This is a genomic window from Erwinia persicina (assembly GCF_019844095.1).
Taxonomy (GTDB): Bacteria; Pseudomonadota; Gammaproteobacteria; order Enterobacterales; family Enterobacteriaceae; genus Erwinia; species Erwinia persicina.
Genome location: NZ_CP082141.1, coordinates 4,465,238 through 4,482,988 on the forward strand (window position 1 = coordinate 4,465,238; position 17,751 = coordinate 4,482,988).

The following is a 17,751-nucleotide window of genomic DNA, read 5'->3' on the forward strand; positions in this document are numbered from 1 at the left end:
TGATATCAATCCTGCGAGTGCCCACACAGATTGTCTGATAAATTGTTAAAGAGCGTTGCGAACAGTGCCGGAGCTTCCTGTCGCGAGGTGGCGTATATTACGCTTTCCTCCTTCGGAGTCAACTTCTTTTTGAGAAGTTTTTTCCGGCGCTATCAGTTACCTGACGCTGCTGACCCGGTGGCCTGTAAGCCGTTGTTCCGTGTCAGTGGAGGCGCAGTATAGGGATTTTCTGGCAGCTGACAAGGGTAAATTGCAAAAAAGTTACTGAGTGGTGCTTTTTTACCCGAAACCCGGCTAAAGCGACAGTTTTTCGAGCTTTGTGAAGCCATATCGTTGTAAAACTGGCATTAATTGTACCGCCTGCTCACTAATATCCATACAGAATGCCATGTTCTCATCCGGCGAAAAAGCGTCTGGCGACTCATTTTCCAGTAACCACACCGTTCGACGCGCAATTGCCGCACCAGAATCGATTAAACGGGTACCTTCAGGGAGTACCTGCTGTAGCTCTTCACTAATAAGAGGGAAATGCGTGCAGCCCAGGACGACGGTATCCGGTGGTTCCTGCATACGCAGCCACGGCTGCAGGATGCGCTTCACGTCATCGATAGAAACAGGCTGGCCATGCAGTTTGGCTTCCGCCAGCTCTACCAACTCCGCCGATCCCAGCATCTCGGTCTTACATTCACTGCCAAAACGCGCCACCAGCTCATGCGTATAAGGACGTTTCACCGTCCCCCGGGTCGCCAGCAGGCCAACAACCCCATTACGAGTCAGGCGCGCTGCCGGTTTTATAGCAGGAACCACACCGACAACAGGAAATGCAAAGCGCTCGCGTAAAGCGGGCAGCGTGACGGTACTCGCTGAGTTACAGGCGATCACCACCAGAGCCAGGGGATAACGGCGGGTCACCGCTTCAACGATAGCGACCACACGCTCGACGATAAACGCTTCCGACTTTTCGCCATAAGGGAAAGCGACATTATCGAACGCGTAGAGATAATGGAGATCCGGCAGCAATTTGCGGATCTCATCATAGACTGAAAGCCCACCGACGCCGGAATCAAAAACCAGCACGGTGGGACGCGGTTTAGAAGGTGTAGCTGCCGCTGAGGTAGTATTCCCGTCCAGGGGTTTCATAGCCATACACTGTCTCGTATTCTTTATCGAACAGGTTGGCAATTCTACCACGAACGGTGAGATGGGATGTGACTGGATACGACACCGCGAGATCCCACAGGCTGACCCCCCCCAATTTGGCCAGATCACCATTTGGATTGGTTGCGTATTGACGGTCGTAGCGTTCACCCAGGTATTGATAACTCACTGACCAGTCGAAATTATACACCGTCCAGTCGAGCTGATACTTCACCTGCTGTTTAGCCCGACGCAGCAAAATCTCATTGGTTTCAGCATTACGCGGATCAACGTAATCATAGGAGATCTGGTGAGATACCGGACCGATATCAAATGAAGCCGTTGCTTCCACACCTTTGATGGTCGCTTTATTGATATTGTAATAACCGCCGTTGGCACTACTGTAATCAATAAGGCTGTCGATATCGTTGCGATATCCGGATACATGCCAGGTCACAGGGCCCGTTAAGCCTTCGAAGCCCCCTTCCCACTGCTTGCTCTCTTCAGGATCAAGATTGCTATTGCCGCCAAAAGAACCGTACAGCTGACCGAGATTGGGTGCCTTAAATGCCGTCCCGTAACTGGCGATGAAACGATAACCCTCAATGAACTCCCAGGCCGCGCTGGACTGCCAGGTGTTATGCCAGCCGTAAACGGAGTGATCATCGCCACGAACGGCAGCGTCCAGCGTGACTGGACCAAACATCTGCTGCCCGGTGGCATACAACCCCGTATTGGTCACGTCACGACGGTCATTTACATAAGCAGTCCCTGGCTCAATGGACTGCTTCTGCCAGTCAACGCCGCCACCCACACTGCCCTGTCCCACGGCCACATTATTGGCCCACTGCAAATTATACTGCTGGGAGTCATCAAGAGTGGCAGAAGATGCATAGCGTCCCATATCAGGACTGTAATTATAATCTTTCGTGTGGCTGTAGCTGGCGGTCAGATTGGAAGAATAGAGACCATTATTGAAGCGGAGTCCACCATCCCAGGTCTGGCTATACAGCTGGCGGGTATCAACATAGGTATCGGGTTGAACATAGGTCGGGCTACCGTCATAGGCAGTGCGGTTATCAAAGCCATAACCCCGAACAAAGGCACTAAAATCATCATTGATCTGATGTTCAATCGCGCCATAGATGTTCTTGCTCATAAACCCATCACGATCGGGTTGTGCAGTGTTGCCAAGTGCATCAGGGTAATTAGCAACAACATCATAGCCTTTGGTGTAGGTATAGTTACCTGCAAGCGTCACCCGAGTATTCTGGCCCAGCATCTGCTGAGTGGAACCGTCGTAAGACTGATAGCCGTTGGAACCAACCCCTGCCGCAAGCGTCGTACCATCCTCATTGCGCGTGGTAATGATGTTGAGTACCCCTCCAATGGCATCAGAACCATAGACTGCTGAACGTGCTCCACGTACATATTCAATCCGCTGAACCAGTGAAATTGGGATCTGGCTGAGATCGGAAGCACCGCTGATCCCCGCCTGATTAAGGCGCACACCATCAATTAAGACCAGAACATGGCTGGAGTTAGTGCCACGAATAAACAGTGAGCTTTGCTGGCCCATTCCACCATTTTGAGCAATATCGACACCCGGCAGGCGACGCATCACATCCGTCAGCGTTTTTGACTGCCAGCGGTCGATCTGCTCTTTCGTAACCACCGTGGTAGGGGCCAATACAGAAGAGACTGGCTGTTCAAAACGATTCGCAGTCACAACCTGCGTTTCTTCATTACTATCCTGTGCAAATCCGTTTTGCGCCCAGAGGGAAATCGCCGTAGCGCTAAACGCCAGCAGCGAGTTTTTAGTTGTTATCATCATCAAGCATCCAAAAGATGTGCAGGATGCCGCAGGCATACGATCGATAGCACGCGATGATCGTAAAAAATGCGACGTTCATCCGGCAGGTCTTCGGGCTCAGAATCCTTAAGTGGCAATGACTTCCCGTCAAAAGACAGTGTCTGCATTACGCTATTGTCACGACATTCTATACCGCTGCGCGTCAGCTCCAGATTTGCACTGGATTCCCTTTTAACTCGTGGGGAGGCCGGAGGCCGCATTTTATGTACAAATATATTAGAAGTCCAGATATCCAGACATCCATAATGAATGAAGAGTGGACAACGCTGGACATGAGATAAAGATTCCCTACAATCGCCCGGCTATATCCGCCAAATACCCAGGAATCACCATGACACCCGAACAACTGCCTGTTGAACAGTATGATGACCAGCTCACTGAGAAAGTGACACGACTGACGTCGATGATGTCCGCATTTAACGCGCCCGAAGTCGAAGTCTTCCGTTCTCCGGTCAGCCATTATCGGATGCGTGCTGAATTCCGTATCTGGCATGATGGCGACGACCTGTACCATATTATTTTCGATCAGGAGACGCACAACCGCATCCGGGTCGACAGCTTCCCGGCGGCCAGTGAACTGATTAACCGCCTGATGCCCCGTATGATCGCGGCCGTGCGCGACCAGCGTGCGCTGCGCTTTAAACTGTTCCAGATAGACTATTTATCGACGGTCAGCGGCCAGGTGGTGGTTTCACTGCTCTATCACCGTAAGCTGGATGAAGAGTGGCAGCAGGCGGCCACGCTACTGCGTGATGCGCTGCGTGCGGAAGGGTTCGATCTGCATCTGATCGGCCGCGCCACTAAAACCAAAATCTGTCTGGACCAGGATTTCGTTGATGAGCGTCTGATGGTGGACGGCCGTGAGATGATCTATCGCCAGGTAGAAAACAGCTTTACGCAGCCCAATGCGGCAATGAATGTGAAGATGCTGGAATGGGCGCTGGATGCCACGCGCGATTCTCGCGGCGACCTGCTGGAGTTGTACTGCGGCAACGGCAACTTCTCACTGGCACTGGCGCGTAACTTCCGCCGCGTGCTGGCAACGGAAATCGCCAAACCGTCAGTCGCCTCTGCTCAGTACAATATCGCGGTAAACCAGATCGATAACGTACAGATTATCCGCATGGCGGCAGAAGAGTTTACTCAGGCAATGAACGGAGACAGAAGCTTCAGAAGGCTGGAAGGTATCGATCTGAGCAGCTATGAGTGCGAAACCATTTTCGTCGACCCGCCGCGCAGCGGCCTGGATGAAGAAACGGTGAAGATGGTGCAGGCGTATCCGCGCATTCTGTATATCTCCTGTAATCCGACGACGCTGTGCGAGAACCTCGCCACGCTGTCTGACACCCATGAGATCGCTCGCCTCGCGCTGTTTGACCAGTTCCCGTATACCCATCACATGGAGTGCGGCGTACTACTGACCCGCCGCTAAACTGGCCCGGGCGATGCGGGTCGCCCATTATTGCTGACTATTTTTGCGCGCGCGCCACTTCATGGCAATCCAGAACACCACCACCACCATCAGGATGGTCGGTACAAAGTTAGAGCCAATGTCCGGGTATTCTGCCCGGACGATGGCGCTGTACACCAGAATCCCCAGCAGGAAAAAGCCGGCAGCCAGCGACGGCATTCCTTCAGGCATGGCGCGATTCAGGTAGCGCTGATGCAGGCACCAGGCAGCCAGACCGAGCGCGATCAACGGGAAGACTGAAAATGGCACCAGGGAACTGAACAGTGCCGAAAAAGAACCATTAATGGAAAGTCCGGTAATAAAGGTCAGTAGCAGTGTTCCTTTGTCCCGGCCCGTTGCTAAATTCATGTCACCCCCTGCTAGTCTTTGGATTCCAGCGTTACTGCCAGCTTTTCCTGCTCACGGCGGTACCAGTAATAGGCCCCCTTCGAGATCATCCGCAGCTGCAGCACCAGTCGTTCTTCCAGCTGACGCCGCTGATCGGCATCAATATCCAGCGCTTCCGCACCGGCGTTAAACACGATAATCACCATCGCTTCAGCCTGCGCCTCGGTGAAGCTGCGCGGCATGCGATTTTCAATTTCCAGATAATCAGCCAGTTCGGCGATAAAGTGCTGAATCTCACGCGCTACAGCAGCACGGAACGCGGATGAGGTTCCGGAACGCTCACGGAGTAACAGGCGAAAGGCGTTAGGATTGTCGCCAATAAACTCCATAAAGGTAGAAACCGATGTCCGGATAACGCTGCCACCTTTGGCAATACGCTGACGAGCCTGACGCATAAGCTGTCGCAGCATCAGGCCACTTTCATCCACCATCGTTAGCCCCAATTCATCTACATCACGAAAGTGACGATAGAATGACGTTGGAGCAATACCCGCCTCCCTGGCGACTTCACGCAAACTGAGGCTGGCAAAACTACGTTCGGCGCTTAGTTGACTAAATGCCGCTTCGATTAATGAACGTCGTGTACGTTCTTTTTGCTGCGCTCTGACGCCCATTTTTCTGCCTGTTTAGCCTGCAAGTGGGCACTATAGCAAAAATTTCAGCGTACAGTGGGCCAAACTTTGTGACCGCCTGTTAACTCATTCATTTGGCAATTGATGGCAAAAAGCACGGTTAGAATTGGGAACTGAGGCGCGAGATGTTAGAATCTCGTTGTAAAATTGTATAAAAAATAGGACGTATTGGTATGCAACAGTCTTATGATTACGACGCCATCGTGATTGGCTCCGGCCCTGGCGGTGAAGGTGCCGCGATGGGCCTGGTGAAACAGGGCGCACGAATTGCCGTTATCGAGCGCTATCACAATATCGGTGGCGGATGTACACACTGGGGGACGATCCCTTCTAAAGCGCTGCGCCATGCCGTCAGCCGCATTATCGAATTCAATCAGAACCCCCTGTATAGCGACCACACGCGTCTTTTGCGCTCTTCTTTTGCTGATATTCTGAACCACACTGAAAACGTCATCAGCCAGCAAACCCGGATGCGTCAGGGCTTCTACGAGCGTAATCACTGTGAACTGTTCCAGGGTGACGCCCGTTTTGTCGATGCCAACACCATCGAAATCGAAAGCCATGATGGCACGGTCGAACGACTGACCGCCGGAAAGTTTGTGATTGCCTGTGGTTCACGCCCTTACCATCCACCGGATGTCGATTTTAGCCACCCACGCATCTATGACAGCGACTCTATCCTTAACCTGCACCATGAACCGGATCATGTGATTATCTATGGTGCCGGTGTGATCGGTTGTGAGTACGCGTCGATTTTCCGTGGCCTGTCGGTCAAAGTCGATCTGATTAATACCCGCGACCGTCTGCTGGCCTTCCTCGATCAGGAAATGTCAGACTCGCTCTCTTATCACTTCTGGAATAATGGCGTGGTGATTCGCCATAATGAGGAGTTTGAGAAAATTGAAGGGGTGGCAGATGGCGTGATTATGCATCTCAAGTCCGGCAAGAAACTCAAGGCAGACTGCCTGTTGTACGCTAACGGACGCACCGGGAACACCGATTCACTGTCACTGGACAATGTCGGGCTGGAAGCGGATGGTCGCGGTCTGTTGAAAGTGAACAGTATGTACCAGACGGCACAGCCGCATATTTACGCAGTGGGGGATGTAATTGGTTACCCAAGTCTGGCGTCTGCTGCCTACGATCAGGGGCGCATTGCCGCGCAGGCGATGATCAAAGGCGAAGCGACCGCGCACCTGATTGAAGACATTCCGACCGGTATCTACACCATCCCGGAAATCAGCTCCGTCGGGAAAACCGAACAGCAGTTAACGGCGATGAAAGTGCCCTACGAAGTGGGTCGGGCGCAGTTCAAACACCTGGCACGTGCGCAGATTGTCGGGATGAATGTCGGGAGTCTGAAGATCCTGTTCCACCGCGAGACCAAAGAGATCCTCGGCATTCACTGCTTCGGTGAACGTGCTGCGGAGATCATCCACATCGGTCAGGCGATTATGGAACAGAAAAACGGTGGCAACACGATTGAGTACTTCGTGAATACCACCTTTAACTACCCGACGATGGCGGAAGCCTACCGGGTTGCCGCGTTAAACGGCCTGAACCGCCTGTTTTAACGCACCGCCATTCATGACCGCCTGCATATGCTCGCGGATCTCCTCTGCCAGCTGCTCATAGCGGCCGCGCAGAGGGGAACCCGGGCGATACACTAACGCGATGGTGCGCTGTGGTACCGGCTTATAGCAGTCCAGGTAACACACCCCGTCGCGCACCCGCTCTTTCGGTACCGCCAGCGAAGGCAACAGCGTAATGCCGCTGCCCGCAGCCACCATATTGCGTAGCGTTTCCAGACTGGTCGCGCGGAAGTGTGTGTCTTCATCTGCTCCGGCCTGGAAGCAGAAGCCCATCGCCTGGTCGCGCAGACAGTGACCGTCTTCCAGCATCAAAAGCTTTTCACCGGAAAGATCCGACATCGGTACGCGATCGCGGTCATGCCATGGGTGATCGGCATAGATCGCCAGTTTCATTGGCTCATCAAACAGGGGCACTTCAATAAAGGCTTCTGACTCTTTCACCAGCGCCAGAATGGCACAATCCAGCTTACCGCTGTCGAGCTGCGCCAGCAGCTGCTGGGTCTGCGCTTCGTGCAGATACATTTCCAGCTTCGGGAAAGTTTTATGCAGCGTGGGAATAATCTGCGGCAGCAGGTACGGGCCAACGGTCGGGATCAGACCAATATGCATCGGCCCTGACATCGCCTCGCCCTGCTGACTGGCCATCTCCTTCAGTACTTTCACTTCACGCAGCACGGTACGGGCCTGGTCCACCAGCAGCAGACCGGCCTGGGTAAACAGTACTTTACGACTGGTGCGCTCCAGTAGCATCACGCCCAGCTCATCCTCCAGCTTACGAATCTGGCCGCTTAACGTCGGCTGACTCACATGGCAGGCATCGGCTGCACGACGAAAATGGCGATGTTCTGCCAGCGAAACCAGATACTCCAGATCACGTATATTCATTTTATCCTCTCATTCACGATAGTTCGTGACGATAGATAGCATAGCAACCAACGATTATCCCTATCAAGCATCAATAAAGATAATGTGCCGGTGCAGAAAGGGAGCACACCTAATTTTATAACGTTGAGGTCTTTTTATGTTTGCAAGTCAGGAAGGTAAGTCTATCCCGCAGGTCACTTTTCACACGCGTCAGGGCGACAGTTGGGTCGATGTCACCACTGATGAGCTGTTCAAAGACAAAACGGTGATCGTTTTTTCTCTGCCGGGAGCCTTTACCCCCACCTGTTCATCCAGCCATCTGCCGCGCTATAACGAACTGGCAGACGTATTTGGGCAACATGGCGTGGACAGCATCCTGTGCGTGTCAGTCAATGACACCTTTGTGATGAACGCCTGGAAAGCCGATCAGCGTGCCGGCAACATCACCTTTATTCCCGATGGCAACGGTGATTTCACCCGGGGTATGGAGATGCTGGTGGAAAAAGCCGACCTCGGCTTTGGTCCCCGCTCATGGCGTTATTCCATGCTGGTGCGTAACGGCATGGTAGAGAAGATGTTTGTTGAACCGAATAAGCCCGGCGACCCGTTTGAAGTGTCCGATGCGGATACCATGCTGCGCTATGTGGCCCCGGAATTTAAAGTGCAGGAGTCCGTTTCCCTGTTCAGCAAGCCGGGCTGCCCGTTCTGTGCCAAAGCCAAGCAGATGCTGTTAGACCGAGGGATCGCGTTTGAAGAAATCGTCCTGGGTCAGGACGCCACCACCGTTAGCCTGCGTGCCGTCACCGGCCGGGCTACCGTACCTCAGGTGTTCATTGGCGGTCGCCATATCGGCGGCAGTGATGATTTAGAGCAGTTCTTCGCGGCATAACAGACAGGGGCGGCCTTCTTCTGGTCGTCCCTTTCACGCCGGCAGGCTGACCCCGATAAGAAGGTCAGCCTGGCGCCCCTTATCCCAGGCGCTGTTTCGCTTCAGTGATCGCATTTGCTACCTGATGCGGAGAAACGCCGCCTTTAGCGTTACGTTTGTCCAGGCAGGACTGCAGCGACAGGAAGGGATAGACATCTTCTGCAATCACGCTGCTGAACTTCTGCAGGTCAGACAGCGCCAGTGCTTCCAGCGCTACACCCTGCTTAATCGCTTCTACCACGGTTTCACCGACAATATGATGCGCTTCGCGGAACGGCACGCCTTTGGCGACCAGGTAATCCGCCAGTTCGGTCGAGTTCGCATAACCCTGTTCGGCGGCTTCCTGACAACGCGGACGTTTCACCTGAATTCCGTCCAGAACCAGCGCCGCCATATGCAGGCAGTCAGACCAGGTATCGAGCGCGTCGAACAGCCCTTCTTTGTCCTCCTGCATATCTTTATTGTATGCCAGCGGCAGACCTTTCAGCGTCATGCTCATGGCGGTCAGTGCCCCCTGCACGCGGCCAACCTTGCCACGGATCAATTCCAGCGCGTCCGGGTTTTTCTTCTGTGGCATCAGCGAGGAGCCCGACGTCACTTTATCAGACAGCTCAACAAAGCCCGCCTCACCCGTGTTGAAGAAGATCAGATCTTCGGCAAAACGCGACAGGTGTACCATGCCGATAGAAGCATCTGACAGCAGTTCCAGCACGTGGTCGCGGTCGGATACGGTATCCAGACTGTTACGGGTGGCGGAGGCAAAGCCTAACCATCCAGCCAGCTGTTCGCGGTCGATCTCATACGCAGTTCCGGCCAGAGCACCGCAGCCCAGCGGGCTGACGTCCAGCCGCTTCAGCGTATCCTGCAGGCGGCTTTCATCACGCGCCAGCATCTCAACATAGGCCAGACACCAGTGGGCAAACGTCACCGGCTGCGCGCGCTGCAGGTGGGTGTAACCCGGCATGACCGCGTCCTGGTTGGCTTCTGCGGTGGCAATCAGTGCCTGCTGGAACTGACGTGTGGCAGTCAACAGTTCGCTGACCTGCGCTTTACACCACAGTTTCAGGTCGGTAGCGACCTGGTCATTACGGCTACGGCCAGTATGGAGTTTTTTACCCAGTGAACCGACTTTGTCGATCAGCTTCCCTTCCACCCAGCTGTGAATATCTTCGGCGTCGCTTTCCAGAATTTGCTGTGGGTTCGCGCGCACGTCTTCCAGCAGCGCATTCAGCGCAACTTCCAGCTGCTGCTGCTCGTCTGCGGTTAACACATTGACCGTCACCAGCGCTTTGGACCAGGCAACGGAACCAGTGATGTCCTGCTCTGCCAGACGATAGTCGAAGCGCAGTGAGTCATTAAATAACTTGAAACGCTGATCTGCTGCCTGCGTAAACCGTCCACCCCAAAGTGCCATGCTCAGTACTCCATTCAAATAATGTAATAAGGGCGGCACAGGTGCCGCCCCTACGAATGCCTGTAGGGGCGAGTGGCCTCGCCCGGAAAAGATTACTTCTTCTCGTTCAGCGCGCGAATGCGTGAAGACAGAGAGAACAGACGGATAAAGCCGCCTGCATGACGGTGATCGTACACTTCGTCTTCACCGAAGGTGGCAAACTCTTCAGAGTAAAGGCTGTTAGCCGATTTCTTCTGGATGGCTGTTACCTGACCTTTGTACAGCTGCAGCACCACTTCGCCGTTCACTTCTTCTGCCAGTGCCGCCGCAGAAGCCTGAATGGATTTACGCAGCGGTGCGAACCAGCGGCCATCGTAAACCACATAGGACATTTCCAGGCCAAGCTGCTCACGCCATTTGAAGCTGTCGCGATCCAGAACCAACTGCTCAACCGCACGCAGCGCATTCACCATGATGGTGCCGCCAGGGGTTTCGTAGCAGCCGCGGGACTTGATACCCACCAGACGGTTTTCCACGATATCGATACGACCGACGCCGTGACGGGCACCGATGGCGTTCAGTTTGTCCAGGCAGCCAAACGGGCTTAACGCTTCGCCGTTCACCGCAACGACGCACCCTTTCTCAACGGTAACGGTCACCTGCTCAGGCTGATCCGGGGCTTCCAGTGGATCCACGGTCCATACCCAGCAGTCTTTGTTCGGGGCATTCCACGGGCTTTCCAGCACGCCGCCTTCGGTAGAAATATGCCAGGCGTTTTCATCACGGCTGTAGATTTTTTCCAGCGACGCGGTGGTCGGAATATTACGCTCTTTCAGGTAATCCAGCAGGGCTTCACGGGAACGCAGGTTCCACTCACGCCATGGCGCGACGACTTTCAACTGTGGGGCCAGCGCGGTGTAAGTGGTTTCAAAACGCACCTGGTCGTTACCTTTACCGGTTGCACCGTGGCACAGGGCATCCGCGCCCACTTTCAGCGCCAGCTCAACCTGCGCTTTAGCAATAATCGGGCGCGCCATTGAGGTGCCCAGCAGGTAAGTCCCTTCGTACAGGGCACCGGTCTGCAGCACAGGATAAACGTACTCGCTGATGAACTCTTCACGCAGATCCACCACATGGCACTCAGACGCGCCCGACTGCAGCGCTTTCTGCTCCACGCCTTCCAGATCGCCGCGCTCCTGGCCGATATCCGCCACGAATGCCACCACTTCACAGCCGCCGTAGTTCTCTTTCAGCCATGGAATGATGGCCGAAGTATCCAGACCGCCAGAGTAAGCCAGTACGATTTTCTTGATGCTTTTGTCTTGCATTGTCTCTTCCTTAAATGAATACGTTACTAATTAAGCGAGGATACGGGTGCCGATGGACACGCCGTTAAATAAGGTTGGCAGCTGTTCCGCATGGCGCCAGCTGGCGATATCTACCGGGCGGCCCAGCGTACGGGCGGCTTCCAGTGCGGCATTCACTTTGACGATCATACCGTCAGTGATCACCCCATCGGCGATCAGCTGTTCGGCCTTCTCTGCCGTTATCTCTGCAATACGCTGCCTGTCAGCATCCAGAATACCGCTGACATCAGAAAGCAGGATCAGGTCCGCCCCCAGCGTGGCAGCCAGCGCCGTCGCGGCCTGGTCGGCGTTAACGTTCATCAGCAGGCCATCGGCAGTGATGCCAATCGAGCTGACCACCGGCAGGTAGCCCGCACCCAGCAGCGTATTGATCAGGTGGGGAGAACCCGGCGTGGCCAGCCCCACATGGCCCAGTTCATCGTCAAACTGCGCCACATCAACGCTGCCGCCGTCGCCCAGGCACAGACCAACGGCATCAATGCCATGTTTTTTTGACCAGGCCAGCAGGGTTTTGTTCGCTGTACCCGCCAGGGCCCCGGTGATAATGTCAATCTGGTCGGCGGGTGTGACACGCAATCCGTTTTTCTTCTTCACCGGCAGCGACAGCTTGCTCATCAGTTCATCGACCAGGCAGCCGCCACCGTGAACGATCAGCAACGGGCGCTGATGCGTGGTACGGTAGCTGGCCAGAGCAGTAAACAGACGCTCCAGCGCCTCTTCGCTGTCCAGCAGCACACCGCCTAACTTGATAATTAACGGATGGGTCATCAACTCAACTCGCTCTCTGTGATAGATAGAATTTTCGGTTTCCATCTGGCCGCCGATATTGTATTTTTATTCACTATTAGTGCATGAATATTGATACTATCCTAACCCAAGGACTGTCAACAGTGAAGACAAAATTACCCCCTTTTATTGAGATTTACCGCCAACTGATTGCAACGCCATCAATCAGCGCCACCGACAGTGCGCTCGACCAGAGCAATGAAACTTTAATCAATTTACTGGCGGGCTGGTTCCGCGATATCGGCTTCAGCGTGGAAGTCCAGCCGGTACCCGGCACGCGCAATAAATTCAATATGCTGGCAAAGAGTGGTCAGGGTGCAGGCGGCCTGCTGCTGGCCGGGCATACCGACACCGTGCCATTCGACGATGGCCGCTGGACGCGCGATCCCTTTACCCTGAGTGAGCACGACAATAAGCTCTACGGTCTCGGCACGGCCGACATGAAAGGCTTCTTCGCCTTCATCTTAGAGACCCTGCGTGATATTGACGTGTCAGCGCTGAAAAAACCGCTTTATATTCTCGCCACCGCCGATGAAGAAACTACCATGGCGGGCGCGAAGTTCTTCTCTGAAACCACCAGCCTGCGTCCGGACTGTGCCATTATCGGCGAGCCCACCTCCCTGAAACCCGTGCGTGCGCACAAAGGCCATATTTCTAATGTGATCCGTATTCAGGGTCAGTCAGGCCACTCGAGCGATCCGGGCCGCGGCGTCAATGCTATTGAACTGATGCATGAGTCCATCACCCAGTTGATGGAACTGCGCAATACGCTGAAAACACGCTATCACCACGATGGCTTTGCCATCCCCTACCCAACGATGAACTTTGGCCATATCAGCGGCGGCGACGCAGCCAACAGGATCTGCGCCTGCTGTGAACTGCATATGGATATCCGCCCACTGCCGGGCCTGACGTTGAGCGATCTTGACGGTCTGCTGAATGAGGCGCTGGCTCCTGTCAGTGCGCGCTGGCCAGGCCGTCTGACCGTGGGTGAGCTGCACCCGCCGATCCCGGGCTACGAGTGTCCGCGTGAGCATCAGCTGGTTCAGGTGGTGGAAAAACTGCTGGGGACAGAAACAGAGGTGGTGAACTACTGCACCGAGGCACCGTTCATCCAGCAGATCTGCCCGACGCTGGTGTTAGGCCCGGGATCGATCGATCAGGCGCATCAGCCGGACGAATTTATAGATACGGCGTTCATTAAACCGACCCGCGAGCTGATCGCCCAGGTGGTGCATCATTTTTGTCATCATTAACCCGGTTTAATCAAAATACTTCGGGTTGCAGGGGGATGGCAGGCCCGTCAGTCCCCATCACGATGTGACGGGGGTAAAAGTGTCCGCCCCCTGCATTTCCAGGGTAAGAATGACGTACTAAAGGGACAATTGGCTGCAAAAACAGCGTGTTGCCCCTGATTTCAATTATTCCGGATGATAAGAATAACTTATCTCGTTCTGCTGTAATTAAATTTCATAAATTTCGGCTATTTAGCGTCACGATGCGCTGTATTTAAGTCAATTGACGAATGGTTGCGAACGTGGCTAGATAAAAGACAACGTTATGCCCACTGGGGTGAAAGATAGTTACAAATACAAGAAGGGTGTCAGGGATCATATGAACGAACAATATTCCGCAATGCGAAGTAATGTCAGTATGCTCGGCAAACTGCTCGGGGATACTATTAAGGATGCACTGGGAGAGAACATCCTGGACCGGGTAGAAACCATCCGTAAGCTCTCGAAGTCATCACGTGCGGGAAATGATGCCCACCGTCAGGAACTGCTGACCACGCTGCAAAATTTGTCCAATGATGAACTGCTGCCGGTAGCCCGTGCATTCAGTCAGTTCCTCAACCTGACCAACGTAGCCGAGCAGTACCACACCATTTCGCCAAAAGGCGAAGGTGCGAATCACCCTGAACTGCTGGCCGGTACCTTTGAGCGCCTGAAGCAGCAGCCAGACCTGACCGAAGCCGCCGTTCGCGAAGCGATTGAATCCCTGTCGCTGGAACTTGTTCTGACCGCCCACCCGACTGAAATCACCCGCCGTACCCTGATCCATAAACTGGTCGAAGTGAACAGCTGCCTGCAGCAACTGGATCACAATGACCTGTCTGACTATGACCATGGCAAGATCATGCGCCGTCTGCGCCAGCTGGTGGCCCAGGCCTGGCATACCGATGAAATTCGTAAATATCGTCCCACGCCCGTGGATGAGGCCAAGTGGGGCTTTGCGGTGGTGGAAAACAGCCTGTGGGAAGGCGTACCGCAGTTCCTGCGTGAGCTGAATGAGCAGGTCGAAGCCGCCTTTGGTTACACCCTGCCGGTTGATTTTGTGCCGGTCAAGTTTACCTCCTGGATGGGCGGTGACCGCGATGGCAACCCGAATGTGACGGCCGATATCACCCGCCATGTCCTGCAGCTTAGTCGCTGGAAAGCCACCGACCTTTTCCTGCGCGATATCGCCGTACTGGTCTCTGAGCTGTCGATGTCAGAATGCACGCCGGAAGTGCGTGAGCTGTGCGGTAACCCGGACGCGCTGGAGCCTTACCGCGAAATCATGAAAAACCTGCGTGGCCAGCTGATGAGCACCCAGGCTTATCTGGAACGCCGCCTGAAGGGCGAGCGCCTGCCGCGCCCGGACAACCTGCTGATCTCCAACGATCAGCTGTGGGAACCGCTGTACACCTGCTACCAGTCACTGCAGGCCTGTGGTATGGGGATTATTGCCAACGGTCAGTTGCTCGACACCCTGCGCCGCGTGAAGTGCTTTGGCGTACCGCTGGTGCGTATTGACCTCCGCCAGGAAAGTACCCGCCATACTGAAGCCATTGCTGAAATCACCCGCTATCTCGGCCTGGGCGATTACGAGAGCTGGTCAGAAGCTGACAAACAGGCTTTCCTGATCCGCGAACTGAGCTCCAAACGTCCGCTGATGCCACGCCAGTGGGAACCGAGTGCTGATACGAAAGAGGTGCTGGATACCTGTCGCGTAGCGGCGGATGCACCGCAGGGTTCGATTGCTGCCTACGTTATCTCCATGGCGAAAACGCCGTCAGACGTGCTGGCTGTTCATCTGCTGCTAAAAGAGGCGGGTATTTCTTACGCGATGCCGGTGGCCCCGCTGTTTGAAACCCTTGAGGATCTCAACAACGCCAATGATGTCATGAGCCAGCTGCTGAATATCGACTGGTATCGCGGCCTGATTCAGGGCAAGCAAATGGTGATGATCGGCTATTCCGACTCCGCCAAGGATGCAGGGGTGATGGCTGCAAGCTGGGCACAATATCAGGCTCAGGATGCGCTGATCAAAACCTGCGAGAAAGCCGGTATTACCCTGACGCTGTTCCACGGACGCGGCGGCTCCATCGGCCGCGGCGGTGCGCCGGCACATGCAGCGCTTCTGTCGCAACCCCCGGGCAGCCTGAAAGGCGGCCTGCGCGTGACCGAACAGGGTGAGATGATCCGCTTTAAATACGGTCTGCCGGAAGTCACTATCAGCAGCCTGTCGTTGTATACCGGGGCGATCCTCGAAGCTAACCTGCTGCCACCGCCGGAGCCGAAGCCCGAGTGGAACAGCATCATGGACCAGCTGTCTGATGTGTCCTGCAAAATGTACCGGGGCTACGTGCGTGAACACGAAGACTTTGTGCCTTACTTCCGTTCTGCCACCCCGGAGCTGGAGCTGGCCAAGCTGCCGCTGGGTTCACGTCCGGCGAAACGTCGCCCGACCGGCGGTGTTGAGTCGCTGCGTGCCATTCCGTGGATTTTCGCCTGGACGCAGAACCGCCTGATGCTGCCCGCCTGGCTGGGTGCCGGTGCCGCGCTGCAGAAAGCGATGGAAGAGGGTCATCAGGAAACGCTGGAAACCATGTGCCGCGACTGGCCGTTCTTCTCGACTCGTCTGGGGATGCTGGAGATGGTGTTCTCGAAGGCTGACCTGTGGCTGGCGGAATACTACGATCAGCGTCTGGTGGATAAATCGCTGTGGTCACTGGGCAAACAGCTGCGCGATCAGCTGGACTCCGATATTAAAGCCGTGCTGACCATTGCTAACGATTCGCACCTGATGGCCGACCAGCCGTGGATTGCCGAGTCGATTGCCCTGCGTAACGTCTACACTGACCCGCTGAACGTTCTGCAGGCGGAGCTGTTACACCGTTCTCGTCAGCAGGAAGCGGCGGGCGCAGAGCCGGATGCCCGCGTTGAGCAGGCACTGATGGTGACCATCGCCGGCGTGGCGGCGGGAATGCGTAACACGGGTTAAGCCGACAGCAGGGGCGATAGGAAAAATGATCGCCCTCACAACCTGTAGGGGCGGAGATTCTTTTTCGGCCTGCCCCTGACAACAAAAAAGGACGCTCAGGCGTCCTTTTTTGTTGTCGCGGTTATCAGGCGACGGCCAGACCCGGGCGGACGCCCAGCGTGTGGCAGATGGCATAACTCATCTCCGCGCGGTTCAGCGTGTAGAAGTGAAAATCTTTCACCCCTTCGCGGCTGAGAATTTTTACCATATCCATCGCCACGTTAGCACCGACCATTTTGCGGGTTTCCGGGTCGTTATCCAGCCCTTCAAACATACTGGTCATCCAGCCCGGCACGCGGACGTTAGTCATCGTGGCGAAGCGCTGTAACTGCCTGAAATTCGACACCGGCAGAATGCCCGGAACGATTTCAACATCAATGCCGGTAGAGACGCAACGGTCACGAAAGCGCAGATAGCTCTCCACGTCGAAGAAGAACTGGGTGATAGCCCGGTTAGCCCCCGCATCAATTTTACGCTTCAGATTGATCAGATCCGCCTGAGCGCTCTTCGCCTCCGGGTGCACTTCCGGATAAGCGGCCACCGAGATATCAAAATCCCCCACGTCTTTCAGCAGCGCGACCAGATCGGCACCGTACATTTCCGGCTTGCCCCCGCCCGGCGGCAGGTCCCCGCGCAGGGCGACAATATGGCGAATACCGTTGTCCCAGTAGTCACGGGCAATGTTACGCAGCTCATCGCGGGTCGCGTCAATGCAGGTCAGGTGAGGGGCCGCTTCCAGGCCGGTACGGTCTTTGATCCCTTTGATAATGCTGTGGGTCCGGTCACGTTCGCCGGAGTTAGCCCCATAAGTGACCGAGACAAATTTTGGCTTCAGGCTGCTGAGGCGATCGATAGAGCTCCACAGGGTGTCTTCCATTTCGCTGGTGCGCGGCGGAAAGAACTCAAAGGAGACGTTAATTTGCCCGCTGATTTCGGCAAGACTCTGGTTCAGTGCTTCGCGCTGATTTGCGTGGAAAAAACTCATACCCGTTTACCTCATCGATCGCTGCTCAGGA

14 protein-coding genes and 1 riboswitch are annotated in these 17,751 nt (G+C 55.0%); of the genes, 5 read left to right on the forward strand and 9 right to left on the reverse strand.

Going from position 1 to position 17,751, the window contains the following annotated elements; genetic code table 11:
• Positions 1-294: 294 nt before the first annotated feature.
• Together murI and btuB are read right to left on the reverse strand one after the other, a co-directional pair.
• Complete coding sequence (murI, locus tag K6L24_RS20625; RefSeq protein WP_137269637.1) at positions 295-1,146, reverse strand: glutamate racemase; 852 nt, start codon at positions 1,144-1,146, stop codon at positions 295-297.
• On the reverse strand, positions 1,091-2,968 hold the full coding sequence (btuB, locus tag K6L24_RS20630; RefSeq protein ID WP_222682348.1) for a TonB-dependent vitamin B12 receptor BtuB: 1,878 nt from the start codon (positions 2,966-2,968) through the stop codon (positions 1,091-1,093). Before btuB ends, murI begins: the two co-directional genes overlap by 56 nt.
• Before the next feature lie 67 nt (positions 2,969-3,035).
• A riboswitch (cobalamin riboswitch) is annotated at positions 3,036-3,217 on the reverse strand.
• Between the two features lie 124 nt (positions 3,218-3,341).
• Between btuB and trmA the strand changes: the two genes are divergently transcribed.
• Complete coding sequence (trmA, locus tag K6L24_RS20635; protein WP_137269638.1) at positions 3,342-4,442, forward strand: tRNA (uridine(54)-C5)-methyltransferase TrmA; 1,101 nt, start codon at positions 3,342-3,344, stop codon at positions 4,440-4,442.
• A 27-nt stretch (positions 4,443-4,469) separates the two neighbouring features.
• Here the strand turns inward: trmA and K6L24_RS20640 are convergent, their stop codons facing one another.
• Positions 4,470-4,829, reverse strand: a complete 360-nt coding sequence (locus tag K6L24_RS20640; RefSeq protein ID WP_062746758.1) for a YijD family membrane protein — start codon at positions 4,827-4,829, stop codon at positions 4,470-4,472.
• Between the two features lie 11 nt (positions 4,830-4,840).
• Positions 4,841-5,482, reverse strand: coding sequence for an HTH-type transcriptional repressor FabR (gene fabR / locus K6L24_RS20645; RefSeq protein ID WP_062746761.1), 642 nt, complete (start codon positions 5,480-5,482; stop codon positions 4,841-4,843).
• A gap of 191 nt (positions 5,483-5,673) precedes the next feature.
• On the opposite strand from fabR, the gene sthA reads away from it, so the two are divergent.
• A complete protein-coding gene (gene sthA / locus K6L24_RS20650) occupies positions 5,674-7,074 on the forward strand; it encodes a Si-specific NAD(P)(+) transhydrogenase (protein WP_062746764.1) in 1,401 nt (466 codons plus the stop codon).
• On the opposite strand, the gene oxyR is transcribed toward sthA, so the two are convergent.
• Complete coding sequence (gene oxyR, locus K6L24_RS20655; protein ID WP_062746767.1) at positions 7,048-7,977, reverse strand: DNA-binding transcriptional regulator OxyR; 930 nt, start codon at positions 7,975-7,977, stop codon at positions 7,048-7,050. The genes sthA and oxyR overlap by 27 nt on opposite strands.
• 136 nt (positions 7,978-8,113) lie before the next feature.
• On the opposite strand from oxyR, the gene K6L24_RS20660 reads away from it, so the two are divergent.
• Positions 8,114-8,845, forward strand: coding sequence for a glutathione peroxidase (locus K6L24_RS20660; RefSeq protein ID WP_187510314.1), 732 nt, complete (start codon positions 8,114-8,116; stop codon positions 8,843-8,845).
• Between the two features lie 79 nt (positions 8,846-8,924).
• Here the strand turns inward: K6L24_RS20660 and argH are convergent, their stop codons facing one another.
• The 3 genes from argH to argB form a co-directional block, all read right to left on the reverse strand.
• Positions 8,925-10,298, reverse strand: a complete 1,374-nt coding sequence (gene argH, locus K6L24_RS20665) for an argininosuccinate lyase (protein WP_062746773.1) — start codon at positions 10,296-10,298, stop codon at positions 8,925-8,927.
• A 92-nt stretch (positions 10,299-10,390) separates the two neighbouring features.
• Entirely contained in the window at positions 10,391-11,605 is a 1,215-nt protein-coding gene (locus tag K6L24_RS20670) for an argininosuccinate synthase (RefSeq protein ID WP_062746776.1), read from the reverse strand.
• Positions 11,606-11,635: 30 nt separating this feature from the next.
• Positions 11,636-12,412, reverse strand: a complete 777-nt coding sequence (gene argB, locus K6L24_RS20675) for an acetylglutamate kinase (RefSeq protein WP_118665039.1) — start codon at positions 12,410-12,412, stop codon at positions 11,636-11,638.
• Positions 12,413-12,534: 122 nt separating this feature from the next.
• Here argB and argE point away from each other — a divergent pair, with 122 nt between their 5' ends.
• Positions 12,535-13,686 carry an acetylornithine deacetylase gene (gene argE / locus K6L24_RS20680; RefSeq protein ID WP_062746782.1) on the forward strand — a complete coding sequence of 384 codons (1,152 nt, stop codon included), beginning with the start codon at positions 12,535-12,537 and terminating at the stop codon, positions 13,684-13,686.
• Positions 13,687-14,044: 358 nt separating this feature from the next.
• Complete coding sequence (gene ppc, locus K6L24_RS20685; protein WP_062746784.1) at positions 14,045-16,696, forward strand: phosphoenolpyruvate carboxylase; 2,652 nt, start codon at positions 14,045-14,047, stop codon at positions 16,694-16,696.
• Positions 16,697-16,820: 124 nt separating this feature from the next.
• Here ppc and metF read toward each other — a convergent pair whose 3' ends face one another.
• Complete coding sequence (gene metF, locus K6L24_RS20690; protein WP_062746786.1) at positions 16,821-17,720, reverse strand: methylenetetrahydrofolate reductase; 900 nt, start codon at positions 17,718-17,720, stop codon at positions 16,821-16,823.
• Positions 17,721-17,751: the final 31 nt, after the last annotated feature.